Origin of the sequence: Pseudomonas halotolerans (genome assembly GCF_039581215.1) — a bacterium.
Taxonomy (GTDB): Bacteria; Pseudomonadota; Gammaproteobacteria; order Pseudomonadales; family Pseudomonadaceae; genus Aquipseudomonas; species Aquipseudomonas tehranensis.
The window spans coordinates 1-14,507 of sequence record NZ_JBCNTJ010000024.1 but is presented as its reverse complement, the minus strand read 5'-3'; the positions used below and the strand labels follow the sequence as shown (position 1 = coordinate 14,507).

The following is a 14,507-nucleotide window of genomic DNA, read 5'->3' as shown; positions in this document are numbered from 1 at the left end:
GCTCCTCAACGCAGATTGATGGTGGTGTTCACACCGTCATTGACGCTGTCATCATCGAACCAGCGCGCGGTAACGGTCTTGGTCTGAGTGTAGAACTGCACCACTTGTTTGCCGTAGGGGCCCAGGTCACCGAGTTTCGAACCACGGGAGCCGGTAAAGCTGAAAAACGGCACCGGCACCGGAATCGGGATGTTGATCCCTACCTGGCCGACGTCGATTTCGCTCTGGAATTTACGCGCCGCCGCCCCGCTCTGGGTGAACAGGCCGGTGCCGTTGCCAAACGGATTGGCATTGACCAGGGCGATTGCCTGATCAAGGGTGTCGACTTCCAGCACCACCAACACCGGACCGAAGATTTCTTCGGTGTAAATACGCATCTTGGTCGTCACGCCGGAGAACAGGGTCGGGCCGACGAAGTTGCCTTGCTCGAAACCCGGCACGCTGATGTCACGGCCATCGAGTTCCAGCTTCGCCCCTTCCTGCACGCCACTCTCGATCAACTCAAGAATCCGCGCCTTGGCCCGCTTGGAAATGACCGGGCCGACATCCGTGCCCGGCTCACTGCCGGCGTTGACCTTGAGCTTCTGCGCCAGGGCCTTGAGTTCGGGCAGCCATTGCTTGGCCGCGCCCACCATGACCACCACCGAAGTGGCCATGCAACGCTGGCCCGCCGCACCGAAACCGGCGCCGACCAGAGCATTGAGGGTCTGTTCGCGATTGGCATCAGGCAACACCACTGCATGGTTCTTGGCGCCCATCATCGATTGCACGCGCTTGCCATGGCGACCCGCCAGGTCATACACGTGAGTGCCGACCGCCGTCGAGCCGACGAAGGAAACCGCCTTGATGTCCTTGTGGGTGCAGAGGGCATCCACCACATCCTTGCCGCCATGCACCACATTGAGCACGCCCGCCGGCACACCGGCCTCAATGGCCAGCTCCACCAGCAGCATGGTCGACAGCGGGTCCTGTTCCGACGGTTTGAGCACGAAGGTGTTACCGCAGGCGATGGCCATCGGGAACATCCACAGCGGAATCATCGCCGGGAAGTTGAACGGGGTAATGCCTGCGCACACCCCAATCGGTTGGCGCAGCGTGTAGGTATCGACGCCGCCGGCAACGTTCTCGGCAAACTCGCCCATCTGCAGGGTGCCGATGGAGCAAGCGTGCTCCACCACTTCCAGGCCACGGAAAATGTCGCCCTCGGCATCAGCGATGGTCTTGCCCTGCTCGGCGCTCAGTACGGCGGCGATGCGTTTGGAGTGCTCGCGGATCAACGCCTGGAGCTTGAGCATGATGCGCATCCGCGCGCCAATGGGGGTCAGCTTCCAGGTCTGGAAAGCATGCTGGGCGGCGGCAACGGCGGCATCGACTTCCGACGCCGTGGCGAACGGGACTTTCGCCAGTACCTGCTGGGTGGCCGGGTTGACGATGTCGTGCCATTCGCTGGACTGGGATTCAACCCACTCGCCGTCGATCAACAACTTTACGGTTTGCAGGGCAGTGTCGCTGGGCGTAAGGGAAACGTTCATGCTGGCCTCCGGGACTTGTTCTTATAGAGAGCGCTGGTTCAGCACAGATCAAGGTGCCTAAACAGACACCTTGGTGATGAGACGGTTTTTGGAGTATAGATGTGCAAACTTCTAATAAGAACGCACATAAAAACCGGTCCATCATGCAAAAAAACATCACCTCCCTGGGGTCGCTGAATTGGGACGACCTCAAGTTTTTCCTCGAAGTGGCCCGTACCCGCAAGGCCAGCACGGCAGCCAAGCGCCTGGCCGTCGACTACACCACGGTGTCGCGACGCATCAGCTCGCTGGAAGCTTCGTTGGGAACGCTACTGTTCGAAAAATCCCGGACCAACGGTTTTGTCCTGACCGCCGAAGGCCAGCGTTTGCTGGGTTACGCCGAATCGATCGAAAGCACCCTGCACATGGCCTGCGAACAGGTGTCCGGCTCAGGGGTGGCGTTGTCTGGCCATGTGCGCATGGGCTGCACCGAAGGCTTCGGCAGCTTCTTCATCACGCCGCAACTGAGTCATTTCGTCGATGCCTACCCGGCCATTTCCGTGGACATCCTGCCGCTGCCGCACTTCATCAGCCTTTCCAAGCGCGAAGCCGACATCGTCATCGCCCTCGAACGCCCCGAACATGGCCCGTATGTGTGCTGCAAATTGTGCGACTACCGGCTGCAGCTTTATGCCACCCAGCAATACCTGGACAGTCACCCACCGATCCAGCGCCCGGCCGACCTGGGCAAGCACTCGTTCATCAGCTACGTGGACGATCTGGCGTTCAGTTCCGAGCTGCTCTATCTGGCGAATGTACTGCCCGGCGCCCATGCTCACCTGCGCAGCACCAGCGTGATCGCGCAATTCGTGGCAGCACAGCAAGGACGATCACTGGCTATCCTGCCGTGCTTCCTCGCCGCCCAGGATCCCCGCCTGCTGCCGGTGCTGCCGGAGGAAATCACCGTCACCCGACAGTTCTGGATGTACTGCCGGGAGGATCTGCGCAAGCTCAAGCGCATCACCCTGTTGTGGGATTACATCCGCGAAGTGACTGAGCAGAACCAGCCACTGCTGATGGGCGAGAGCCGGGAGATGGTGTTCGCCGACTAGTCGGCGATGACCACGATGGCGACGCGACGGTTTTCGGTGCGCCCCTCCACCGTGTCGTTGGAGGCGACTGGCCTGCTACTGCCCAGCCCCCGTGTTTGAACGTTTTCTTCGCGCATGCCCACGCCAATCAATACCTTGCTCACGCTGTTGGCCCGACGTATCGACAGTTGCTCGTTATAGGCTTGCGAGCCTGATGCGTCGGTATGACCATCGATCCGCACCCGTTCGATTCCAGCCCCCAGCAGAGCTTTGCCAATTCGTTCGACGATCTCGGTGCTGGCCGCGTTGAGGGTTTCGACATCGCTGCCAAACAGTACTTTGCCGGACAAGCCGAAAGCCCATCCCTCATCGGTCAATTCGAACCCTTGTTGTTTGAGCACGGCGACTTGCGCCGGGGTAAGCCCTTTTTGAGGTGTCGTCTGGCAGCCGCTCAGGGCCAGGACGGTGATGAACAAAAACGCGGCGAAGCGCTGCAGGGAGAGTTGAGGATAGAGGCGCACGAGTCAGCTCCTGGCTTGAAGATCAGCAACCGGGTGCTCCGACCCGGCCGTGTGTTGACCGCCTCTGGCGAGGCGTTTGGCCTGATACATCGCCGCATCGGCGGCATTGAGCAAGGCGCCTGGTGTAGCGCCATGATCAGGGTAAACGGCGATGCCGACACTCAGGGAAGTCAGCACCGAGGCATTGCCAGGCAACTGAATGGGCAGTTCCATACTGGCTATGATTTTTTCGGCAATCCGCTCAGCATCCTCGGCCCGGTGCAAGGGCGCAAGCAGCACGGCAAATTCGTCCCCACCCAGGCGCGCCACCAGGTCACCCTCGCGCAACTGCGCCCGAACCCGTGTCGCCACCGCCGTCAGCACCGCGTCACCGGCAGCATGGCCAAAGTTATCGTTGATCCCCTTGAATCGGTCACTGTCCAGATAGAGCACGGCGACCTGCTCATCGAGCTTGTTGGCGTTGCGCAGTGCACGAATCAACCGGCCTTCGAAAAATGCCCGATTCGGCAATCCGGTCAGGCTGTCATGACTGGCCTGGTGAGCCAGGCTTTCGTTCTCGCTTTGCAGGTGGGTTTGCCAGGACTCCAGCTCATCGAGCAGTGCGTTGAAGTCATTGCCCAGGTTATCCAGTTCGGCAATAGCGGCCGGCGGTACACGTCGGTCGAGGGCGCGTTCGCTGCGCGCGGCATGGGCCACCTCGGCGAGGCTGCGCAACGGCCCGGTGATCGCGCGTAACTGACGTCGCGCCAGATACAAGGCTACCCAGGCGCTCACCGCCGTGCACAGGACAATTCCCGCCAGGCCGCTGAGCAAAAACCGCAGAAGACTGCCGCCATGCCCCGACAGTAGAACTGCACCTATATTCTGTCCCTGATGGATGATGGGCAGCCTGATGGGCTTTTCCAGGAAGGTTTTGGCGATGTGCCTCTCCAGCTCCGACAACAAGCCCGTTTCCGGCCGCTGCCAGCGAGCCAGCAGACGCCCGTGCTCGTTGAACACCTCGGCATCGGCGACCTCTTCGGTGGAGGCAATCAAGGCCAGCGCCTCGGTGGCCGCTGCTGAATCATCGAACACCACGGCCGCTTCAACGGTGTAGCTGATCGAACGGGCGATCAGGTGCAGGTTGTGATCGGCATAGACTCGCAATGCAAGTACACCGAGCAACGTCAGGGAGACACTGGCCATGGTGATCGCCACCAACGCGACAATCAGGTGACCGCGACCAATGACCGAGCCCAGGGTGGGACGGCTCCGTGCCGTGGGCAGATTCATGGTGCTGCGGGCCTGCGACGTGAAAGCTGCAAAACGCTGGGGTGAATGCGCACGCCACTGCGCGCCACCGAATCCAGGTTGACCTCGAACGATACCTGTTCGTCAGCGACCCGCAGACAGAACAGACTGCCGACCGTGCACTGATCGCCTCCTTCACTGATGCTCAGCACAGGTTTGCCGATCAAGGACGCAAACAACCGGGTGCGCTCGTCAGGGGTCAATCTGCCGATGTAGATCGCGTTGCAATCGGTGGCGATGCTGGGGTGGTCGGCCAGCACCCGCTGCACAGTCACAGGCCGGCCAGTGGCCTGCGTCGTTCCCTTGACCAGATCGTCGGTGTATTGGGTAGGCCCGACAATGCACAACTGCAATTGCGCCGGCTCCACGGGCCATCGGGCGTAGCTGAGAATTCCCAACACCACCTGGGTGACGGATTCGGCCCGCTGTTCAGCCCGGGTCGTGGCGGTCTGGTCCTGACCGACAACCATAGGCGCCAGCAAGCACAGAAAACCGGCGAGCAAATATTGCCTCCAGCCCTTGCGCCGCACTGTCGCCTGAACAGCCACACTCATGGAAAGTCTCTTGGTCGATGCGATAAGTGCCGGAAAGATAGCACAGTGCCAAAAAGCCAGCGAGGCAGCGTCCTGCAACGCTTGCGATACCCGCCTGCAGAACAGCTGCCCAGGACATTGACCGCGAAAGTCGGTCCCTCAGACAGTTCCTTCCAGCTCCAGCATCAACCCGCTCAAGCGCTTGACCTTGCGCCGAACCGCCTCTTCAAAGACTCCCGCTCGCGGCTCTATCAGACTGAACCACTGCTTGCCCCGAGTAATGGCGGTGTACACCAACTCTTTAGTCAGCACCGGGTTCAGCGCATCCGGAAGAATCAAAGCCGTATGGGCGAACTCCGAACCTTGGGATTTGTGCACCGTCATGGCAAAGACAGTTTCTACATCATTCAGACGACTGGGCAGGACGAAACGCACACCGCCCTGGCCATCGTTACGAGGGAACGCCACCCGCAGCACCTGCTTGCCCGCGTCCGGCCCATCTCGTTCGGGCAGCTTGAGCGCGATACCGATATCACCATTCATCAAACCCAACCCATAGTCGTTGCGGGTCATCAGAACCGGGCGCCCTTCGTACCATTGCTGATCGCTGTCGATAAGCCGGGCCTTGAGCAGCGCGGCGGTGATGCGCTGATTCAACCCCGCGACGCCCCAGGGGCCTTTGCGCACGGCACAGAGCAGTTGGAACTCGTCAAAGGCCGACAAAACCTCCCGAGCCCAATCGGTCCAGCAGCCGTCCTCAAGCGGTCGGGAAATGGCCGGGCGGCGCTGACGCAACAGGCTCAAGTAATGGCGATAACCCTTCGGCCCTTCTCCCTTGCCGTCGAGTAACAAGCGCTCCAGCGCTCCATCGTGTTCGCCCCTCAGCGCCAGGGAAAACAGGTCGGGGAATTCGCCTTCGAGCAGCAGTTGACGGGCCTGTTCCGGTTGTTGCTGGTTGACCCGACGCGCCAGTTGACCGATCCCACTGCCCTCACCGAAGCGCCGCGAATGCCTGAGCATGACCACTTGCTGGGCCAGAGCATGAGTGCCTTCGAGGTCTTGCTGCAGTTCACTGGCCGCCAGGTTTTCGCCGCTGACCGACTCAAGCCAGCTCAGCGTCCGGGGGCTGTACCAGCCCTCCTCGGCGTCCCGGCACAAGTCCCCCAATACGGCTCCCGCCTCAACAGAGGCCAATTGGTCCTTGTCGCCCAGCAATACCAGTCGCGCATGAGTCGGCAGCGCATCCAGCAGATTGGCCATCATCTCCAGATCGATCATGGAAGCTTCATCGATCACCAACACATCCAGTGGCAAGCGATTGCCCCCGTGGTGGCGAAAATGTCGGGTACCAGGCCGACTGCCCAACAAACGATGGACCGTGGTCACATCGCAGGGAATGCGCTCGCGCACGGCGTCAACCACATCGAGGGTGCGGACCTGCTGGCTGATAGACTCGGTCAGACGTGCCGCCGCTTTGCCTGTGGGCGCGGCCAGGCGGATCCGCAGCGGTTTGCCCGCCTCGACAGCAGGCGCCTGAAGCAGGGCGAGCAAGCGCACCACGGTGGTGGTCTTGCCGGTACCCGGGCCGCCGGTGATGATGCTGAAGGCTCCCCGGGTCGCCAGCGCACAGGCCAGTTTCTGCCAATCGATCGGACCAGCGAGTTTGGCCGGCCCGAACAGCCCGTTCAAACGCTCGCGAAGCTCACCAGGCGCCGCTTCCTGTTCGGCAAGCCGCTGACGCAACGCCTCATCGATCCGCCGCTCATAAGCCCAATAACGACGCAGATAAAGACGCTTGCCCGATAACACCAAAGGGCGCTGCCGGGCCTCTTCATGCTCATCGGCAGCCAAGGCCACCAGAGCGCTGGAGGCCAGAACCTTGCACCAGTGAGCCCCATCGAGTGTCCGGAGTATTTGCGAGGGCAACAGCTCCACACCAGTTTGCGCGTCGCCTTCAGGCGGCAGCGACAGGGCGAAATCCGGTTCCTTGAGCGTTTCGAACAGATCCAGGCAGACATGTCCGTGGCCCAGCTGATGGCTGGTGAGTGCCGCAGCAAGCAGCACCAATGGATCATCCTCAGGCGCGAGTTCATGGAGGAAGGCGACGAATGCCTTGTCCAGGGCGCGCAACCATCCTCGTTCGACCCAGCGGGTGAGCAACAACAGCAAATCATCCGCACGGCTCAGCGGCGCCAGAGCCATCGGGCTCTCGTCATCAGACGATTGGGGTAACAGATCGGCAAAAGAACGTTTCATAGCAGCTCCCCCTGTTCCCATGCCGGTTCAGCCTTTGGCTCGCCCGCTCCCTGGAACATACGGTCCAGTTGTTCGATCAGCGCCCGTGGAGGCTTGGTGAAGTAAACGCCCTGACTGGCTGAGCGAGTGCCGCGCAGGAACAGATACAACGCCCCCCCGACATGCCGGTCGTAGTCATAGTCGGGCAGGCGCGCCTTGAGCTGACGGTGCAGGGCCAACAGGTACAACACGTATTGCAGGTCGTAGCGATTGTCCAGGATCGACTGTTCCATGGCCGGCGCGGTGTAGGCCATGTCATCGACACCCAGCCAGTTGGACTTGTAATCGGCCACGTAGTACCGACCGTCGTGCTCGAACGTCAGATCGATGAAGCCCTTGAACATCCCGTTGAGCAGCACCGGTTCAGCGGCCACGCGCGCGACACCGCCATGGGTGAATTGGCAAACCAGTTGGTCGAGCTTGAGCACATCGACCTTGTGGCTGGCAAACCAGAATTCCATTTCGACCTGGAACTGGGACAGGTTTTCGAGCACCACCGGCGCCTGGTCGCCACCTATGTGCATAGGCATTTTGATCAGATGCTGCAGCCAGTCGCCCAAGGTGGTGATCCAGCCTTTCCAACCTCGGCGATTGCAGCGCCGCGCTATGGCATCCTCGATGGCGCTTGGCGTCGCTTCAAATCCTTCACCAGCCACCCACTCCAGCAGGCCATGAAGAAAAGTGCCCGGTCCGGGACCACGAGGGAAGCGGTGAATATCGCCACCCACGGCAACAATTTCCCGGGGGGCATCAGGGTCCAGCCGCTCATCGTCGAACAGCTTCTGAGCCTGCGGGCTCTCCGGTGCATCATTGCTGCCCGCACTCAGGCTTTCCCCGATACGCAAGGCACTGTAGGAGGCGATCCACCAGTTTTCGCTGGCTTTGCGTACGGGTATCAGAGGTTCAAGCAATACCGCTTCGTTGCGTGGCGGCCGGTAATGCTCGTCGGTGGCCTGGGGCATCTCCTGATAGCTGACCACTGCGCTGCCCTGTTGCAGGTCCTCCAGCCAGCGCCTCAACTCCACCGACTCGGCCAACGGTACCCCGCCGCCCAACAGATAGCCCAATGCGGACAAGTGCAGGATCGAGCTGTTGTTATTGCCTCGTTTGAGATCAGCCACACCCAGCCAGCACGCATGTTGTGCGCGAGTCAGCGCCACGTAGAGCAGCCGCAGATCCTCGGCCAGACGCTCGTCATCGGCCTTGGCGATCAACTCGACAGTGGGTTTGAGGCTGATCTGCGCCTTGCAGGCTTCATCGTGGTAATGCAAAGGCAATCGACTGCCGTCCACCGGTTTCGTCGAACAGATGAAGGGCAAAAAGACCAGTGGATATTCAAGTCCCTTGGACTTGTGAATCGTGACCACCTTGACCAGTTGCTCATCGCTTTCCAGGCGCAGGATCTGTTCTTCGCCAGCCTGCCCGGACAGCGCCAGGTGCTCGGACAGATGCCGAATCAAAGCTTGCTCGCCATCCAGCTCACCGGCGGCCTGTTGCAACAGCTCGCAAAGGTGCAGCAAATTGGTCAGCACCCGCTCGCCGTCGCTGCGTGCCATCAAGGCCTGGGGCAGCTCGAAATCATGTAGCAGGCGACGCAACATGGGCAACACGCCCTGGGTGCGCCAAACCGTACGATAGCCACGGAACTGCATGACCCGGCGCTCCCAGGCCAACTCATCCTGATTGAGACGCTCCAGCTCCGTCAGCGCAAGATTCAGCGTGATGCTGGCCAGCGCTGCCCGCAGTGGCCGCTCGACATCCGGTTCGGCGCAGGCCCTGAGCCAGATCAGCAGATCCCGCGCTTCCTGGGAAGCGAAGACCGAGTCTTTATCGGACAGATAGACACTGCGTACTCCCCGTGCGGACAATTCATCGCGCACTGCCTGAGCCTCTTTACCGTCACGCACCAGGATGGCGATATCCACCGGGCGTAATCCCTGGAGCGTCTTTTCATCGACCGTAAAGCCATCGCGCCCCGATTGGCCGCCATTGAGCAACGCCGTGATCTCACTGGCACAAGCCGCCGCCATGTGCTTGCGATACACCGCCCCGGAAAGCGGCTGATCAGAAGACAGGTGCCAGATATTCAGTGCGGCAACGGGTAGCCCGTCGACCTGCAAGGACTCCTTGCGCCCTTGGGACTCAACGGGCAAGAACGGCACCGGGTTCTTGCCCGACGGTTCACGAAACAGAAAAGCACCGCGCCCTTCAGAGCGGGATTCGGCACTCTGGAAAATATGGTTCACCGCACTGACCATGGCGTGGCTGGAACGGAAGTTTGTTCCCAGCGTATGCAGCCTGCCGGTGGTGGCTTCGCGGGCGCGCAGGTAGGTATAGATGTCAGCGCCGCGGAAAGCGTAAATGGCCTGCTTCGGATCACCGATCAGGAACAACCCGGTGTCAGGGTTGCTTTCTGCAATGTGGTAGATTTTTTCAAAGATGCGATATTGAATGGGGTCGGTGTCCTGGAACTCATCGATCAGCGCCACCGGAAACTGTTCGCGGATCAAGCTTGCCAGACGCTCCCCACCTTCGGCCTGAAGGGCCGCGTCCAGACGTAGCAACATATCGTCGAAACCCATCTCCGCGCGGCGCCGTTTCTCCGCCTCAAAGCGTGCCCCCACCCATTGCGCGGCATGTTGCAGCACCGCGGCGTCGGGAGTGGGCAAGGCTTCCAGGCTGGCCTTGAGACCGGCCATGGCGTCCAGCCCGGGATGGCTGGGCACTTCGCCTTTCCAGGCCTCGGCCATGCCCTCGGGGGTCAGGCGTGTGAATCCGCTGCCGATGTCCAACAGTTCAAGGCTTTCGTCCTCCACCCAGGCATTGATTTTCTGGAACCACGGCTCGAAGTAGCGGGCCTGCATCTTGCGCCCGTCGACGCTTTTGTTGGCAACGCCTTGCTGACAGATCTCCAGCAACTCCACGGCCCATTGCCGCCACGGCGCCTTGAGATCGAGCAAGGCGGCACTGCGTTCCTGGAGCGATGCTGCGATCAGTTCGGCCGGTTCAACGCCCTCAACAGCATCGCGCTCGCTGGAAAACAGACCTCTGACTCGCGGCAGCAGCGCAGCGGGCCCGCCCCAATGTGTCCGCACCCAATTCAGCGCTTCGCCCTGCATCGAGTAGCAGAACAGCCGCCAATAGTCGCGCAGCACTTCGCCCAGCAAGTCGCTGTGATCGGTTTCCAGGGTCTGGGTAAACAGGCTACCGCTGTCAAAAGCATGTTCACGCAGCATGCGCTGACACCAGCTATGGATGGTCGACACTGCTGCTTCATCCATCCATTGCGCAGCGATGTCCAACCGGTTTGCACAGCCAGGCCACTGCGTTGCATCGAACTCATCCCGCAATTGGGCGATCAGCGAGTCCGGGGCGAGAATCTCATCGCGAAAGAAACGCGCCGCCTCGGCCAGACGCGTGCGGATACGTTCACGCAACTCCTTGGTGGCAGCGTCCGTAAAGGTCACCACCAGGATCTGCGGAGGAAGCAGTTCGCGACCAAAGCCGGTAGCCGGGCCGCCATGCCCCAGTACCAGGCGCAGGTACAACGCCGAAATGGTAAAGGTCTTGCCGGTACCGGCACTGGCCTCGATCAATTGACTGCCATGTAGCGGGAAGGCCAGAGCGAGGGGAGGCTGGCGAGTCATGAGCTTATCTCCTCGCCGGCCAATGAACGCCATGGTGCTTCGAGCAGTGGCCGGTAAAGCGCATCGCACCAGTTGGAGAATGTCTCGTCGGCCGTCAAGGCATCGAAGTCAGCAAACTGCCGGGCCAACGCCGGACTTTCCCGCCGCTCGCCTTCAGAGTTCTGCCCATCGCCTTCGTAGGCTTTTCGAGCAGCCGCATCGGCTTTGGCAGGATCACTCTGGCCGAGCCAGGCGAAGGCGGTCTTCACCGCGACGGGAAGCGGCTGGCGCATACCCGCTTGCCAGGCTTGCAATAGATCGCCGAGCAACCGTCGTGCCACGGGCTCTTCAAAAGGAGCCAGCAGCAAGCTGTCATCGCTGGCCACCAGTGCCGTCGTCATCGAAAAGCCGTTAGCGCACGCCACAAGATGATTGACCCAAGGACGAATCAGACGATGCCATTTACGGGTCTTGAGGGAGCCAATACCGTTGGGGATGGCGCTGATGGTGAGAACCGCTCCATCAGCACGCTGGTGCAGACCACTGAGCCAGCCCTCGACGCTCACGCCGTGCAATTGCAAGCTGACAGGCAAGGCACTGGTCAGCGGTGTGGGCCATAACGCCAGAAGCTGCTGGTAACGCTGGAGCAAATCAGGCAAAGGCTCGATCAGTTCTCGTTGCATGCATTCACCGAAACCGGCCATCGGTAACAGGCCGCTGTTCTGCAGTCTTTTGGCATGAGTGGCCAGTGCCAGATCCGGTTGATCGAGGCGAACCAGGGCGGCCTCCAGCAAGCTGTCGCTCAGGCTGTAGCGTTGCAGCGCATCGAGAACGAAGGGTTCGTCATCTGCCAAAGGGGCCTCGATGGCCTCGAAGAATATTTTGAGTCGTTGACTGAAGAAGTGCCGGACGGGATTGCGCAGGAAGTCCTGCAGTTGCCCAAGGCCCAAGGGCTCTTCCTGAACATAGGGTTCCAGCACCTGGCTTTGGGCGTCGTGTTCGTGGGCACCATGAAGCATTCGCCATTCGCTGGCGTAACTGAACAACGCGCTGCCTTGATGAAAATAACGAGCACTGAACGGTTGCAGAGGATGTTCCTGGGTCAGCGCCTCAAGCAGATCCTTGCTGTCATCTGCCAAACGCCAACCGCTGGCGAGATGATCCCGCAGTTGGCCGATCAATACTGACGCAGGGCGCTCGCTGTTGTCGCGGATGCTGCGGCCGACCCAACTGATATAGAGCTTTTCCCGGGCCGACAGCAGCGCCTCCAGTAACAGATATCGATCATCTTCGCGTCGGGAACGATCCCCGGGGCGATAGTCGCTGCCCATGAGATCGAAATCCAGGGGCGGTTGCGCTCGCGGGTAATCACCGTCGTTCATTCCCAGCAGACACACCAGCTTGAAAGGAATCGCGCGCATCGGCATCAAGGTGCAGAAATTGACCGCTCCGGCCAGGAAGCGCTGGGACAGTCGGCCCTGATCCAACCCTGCAAGCCAGGCCTCTCGGACAACAGTCAGGGGCAACTCATCATGCAGGGCAACCGACTCACAGGTCTCCAGCCAGGTTTCACGCAAGTCTTCGAGTTGGGCCAGCAGATAGTCGTCATGTTCGTTGCTCGCCTGGAAAAACAGTTGCATCAGATCCTGCAGACGCGAGCCCCATTCTTGCGGTGATGCGGGGAAGCTGAGTTCCTGATGAGCCACTTCCAAAGCATCTAGCAACGCAACCAGAGGACCGATCAACGCCGCATCCAGGCCACCAATTTCATCATAGGGTTCGATGCCGTCGTAGGCGCCCGCGTTGCCGACGGCATACCCCAGCAGCATGCGCCGAAGACCGAAACGCCAGCTGTTCTGCTCCAGCTCCGCTGGCAAGCCCAGTCCGGCACGATGTTCGGCATTCATGCCCCAGCGGATACCGGCCCCCTCGATCCAGCGGTGCAGCGTAGGCAAGTCAGCTTCATCGATACCGAACCGCTCACGCAACGCCGGAACATCGAGCAGATCGAGGATTTCGCTGACCGGAAAGCGGCTATCCGGCAGCTTGAGCAAGTGTTCGACAGCGATCAATAACGGATCACGTCCACGCTGGCCCTGATCGGTGAGGGTGAAAGGAATGAAACGGGGATCAGTTCTTTCAAGCTGACCGAACACAGCACGTATATGCGGTGCGTAGCTGTCGATGTCCGGGACCATGACGATGATATCCCGGGGGCGCAGGCTCGGATCCGCACTGAAGCGGGCCAGCAGTTGATCGTGGAGGATTTCAACCTCACGCTGAGCACTGTGGGCGATATGGAAACGGATAGACCCGTCCTGCTGCGTATCGACCGCAGGCCAGTGCTCCCGGGTTTCGTTCAGGGGGCGCAGCTCGAGAATGTCATCCTGCAGCTGACTGAGAAGGGTGGTGGGATTGCCCTCGCTGAACAGGTCGATCCGTCCATCGCGAAATACCGAGCGATAACTGTTGGGGTCGTCGTAGCTATCGAGCAGGTTGATATAGTCACGCCCCTGCTTGCCCCACGCGGCCAATAATGGATGAGCGTGCTGATGCAAGGTCTGCGGGTCGAGGACGACAGGCATTCCGGCCTTGCGGGCCTGGCGTTTGTATTGGTGACGTAGCAGGTCCTTGTCGGCCACGATGTCCGCCCAATGGTGGCGACATGGGTTATGGACGCACAGCAGAACCTGGCTAAACCGGGACAGACCGGCAAGTGCTTCCAGGGCTTGGGCCGGCAGAGAGGAAATGCCAAACACAATCACCCGCGCGGGCAGGTTCCTGGGAGCCACTTCCAAACTGTTGATGCGCTCGATGTACCGTTGATGAACCCCGGCACGGCTTTGGGCCATTCCTTGCTCGCCCACATCCACCAGAAGGGCGCGCCACAGTTCGGCCTGCCAACAGTTTTCTGGCGCGAGCGGCTTGACTTCGCCCCGGACACTTCTTGTCTGATGCCGCCCCTCCGCCCAGTCCTCCAGCCAATCAGCCCGGTACACCTGGTATTGGTCAAACAGATCGGCAAGGCGCTCGGATAACTGATAACGCTTGCGCAAGTCGGTGTCGTGGGTAAGAAAACGCCGCAGCGGCTCGAAATGGGGCTGCTCGATCAACTGCGGCAGAAGGCGCATCAGCCGCCATGTGAGGGGAGCCTTATCAAGCAACGACTTGGCCGGGATTTCGTCACGCCCCAGAACCGTTCGATAGAGTTGCCACATGAAGCTGCCGGGCAATTGCACATCAATGGCGGCGGCAATACCGCAGCCACCGGTGTCGTCGTCTTGCGGATCCTCAGCCAATGCCAGCTTCAACCATTGGGCGATGCCATTGCTTTGAACCAGCGCGATTTCATTTTCAAGAGGCCCCAGCGGATAGCGCCGCATCAAACTGATCACCAGGCTGCGCAGCTCATCCAGGCGATTCCCGTGGACCACCATGAAAGCAGGGCTTAAGGACGTCGCGTCCGGCATAAAGGCATCCTTGAAAATGCAAAAGCTAGGGCCGAACCTTAGCACTGTCGGGGGGCTGTGACAGCCGGGAGCTGTCCGTGCTTGGCGTAAGAACTTTCCTGCGGGCAAAACAAAACCCCTACCTGCATCAGCAGATAGGGGTTTCGGAATTTAATCTTGACGATGACCTA

General features: G+C 60.5%; 8 protein-coding genes. 1 reads left to right on the top strand and 7 read right to left on the bottom strand.

Annotated elements, in window-relative coordinates; genetic code table 11:
• Positions 1-5 precede the first annotated feature (5 nt).
• On the bottom strand, positions 6-1,532 hold the full coding sequence (locus AAIS01_RS24555; protein WP_186656854.1) for a CoA-acylating methylmalonate-semialdehyde dehydrogenase: 1,527 nt from the start codon (positions 1,530-1,532) through the stop codon (positions 6-8).
• Between the two features lie 143 nt (positions 1,533-1,675).
• Between AAIS01_RS24555 and AAIS01_RS24550 the strand changes: the two genes are divergently transcribed.
• Positions 1,676-2,623 carry a LysR family transcriptional regulator gene (locus tag AAIS01_RS24550; protein ID WP_343471124.1) on the top strand — a complete coding sequence of 316 codons (948 nt, stop codon included), beginning with the start codon at positions 1,676-1,678 and terminating at the stop codon, positions 2,621-2,623.
• Here the strand turns inward: AAIS01_RS24550 and yfiB are convergent.
• The 6 genes from yfiB to recC form a co-directional block, all read right to left on the bottom strand.
• Positions 2,620-3,123, bottom strand: coding sequence for an outer membrane lipoprotein YfiB (gene yfiB, locus AAIS01_RS24545; RefSeq protein WP_431191944.1), 504 nt, complete (start codon positions 3,121-3,123; stop codon positions 2,620-2,622). The genes AAIS01_RS24550 and yfiB overlap by 4 nt on opposite strands.
• Positions 3,124-3,126: 3 nt before the next feature.
• Positions 3,127-4,395, bottom strand: coding sequence for a diguanylate cyclase DgcN/YfiN (gene dgcN / locus AAIS01_RS24540; RefSeq protein WP_343471076.1), 1,269 nt, complete (start codon positions 4,393-4,395; stop codon positions 3,127-3,129).
• The gene (gene yfiR, locus AAIS01_RS24535) at positions 4,392-4,967 is read right to left on the bottom strand and encodes a regulatory sequestration protein YfiR (protein ID WP_343471075.1); all 576 of its coding nucleotides are present in this window, start codon (positions 4,965-4,967) and stop codon (positions 4,392-4,394) included. Before yfiR ends, dgcN begins: the two co-directional genes overlap by 4 nt.
• A gap of 138 nt (positions 4,968-5,105) precedes the next feature.
• The gene (gene recD, locus AAIS01_RS24530; protein WP_343471074.1) at positions 5,106-7,202 is read right to left on the bottom strand and encodes an exodeoxyribonuclease V subunit alpha; all 2,097 of its coding nucleotides are present in this window, start codon (positions 7,200-7,202) and stop codon (positions 5,106-5,108) included.
• Positions 7,199-10,888: an exodeoxyribonuclease V subunit beta gene (gene recB / locus AAIS01_RS24525; protein ID WP_343471073.1), complete on the bottom strand. Its 3,690-nt coding sequence runs from the start codon at positions 10,886-10,888 to the stop codon at positions 7,199-7,201. Before recB ends, recD begins: the two co-directional genes overlap by 4 nt.
• Entirely contained in the window at positions 10,885-14,337 is a 3,453-nt protein-coding gene (gene recC, locus AAIS01_RS24520; RefSeq protein WP_343471072.1) for an exodeoxyribonuclease V subunit gamma, read from the bottom strand. The genes recB and recC overlap by 4 nt, the downstream gene beginning before the upstream one ends.
• Between the last annotated feature and the right edge of the window lie 170 nt (positions 14,338-14,507).

Excerpts from the sequence above, each read along its gene's own strand:
- recB (WP_343471073.1), bottom strand. The coding sequence starts at position 10,888 with ATGACTCGCCAGCCTCCCCTCGCTCTGGCCTTCCCGCTACATGGCAGT.
- AAIS01_RS24550 (WP_343471124.1), top strand. The coding sequence starts at position 1,676 with ATGCAAAAAAACATCACCTCCCTGGGGTCGCTGAATTGGGACGACCTC.
- AAIS01_RS24555 (WP_186656854.1), bottom strand. The coding sequence starts at position 1,532 with ATGAACGTTTCCCTTACGCCCAGCGACACTGCCCTGCAAACCGTAAAG.
- recC (WP_343471072.1), bottom strand. The coding sequence starts at position 14,337 with ATGCCGGACGCGACGTCCTTAAGCCCTGCTTTCATGGTGGTCCACGGG.
- recD (WP_343471074.1), bottom strand. The coding sequence starts at position 7,202 with ATGAAACGTTCTTTTGCCGATCTGTTACCCCAATCGTCTGATGACGAG.
- yfiR (WP_343471075.1), bottom strand. The coding sequence starts at position 4,967 with ATGAGTGTGGCTGTTCAGGCGACAGTGCGGCGCAAGGGCTGGAGGCAA.
- dgcN (WP_343471076.1), bottom strand. The coding sequence starts at position 4,395 with ATGAATCTGCCCACGGCACGGAGCCGTCCCACCCTGGGCTCGGTCATT.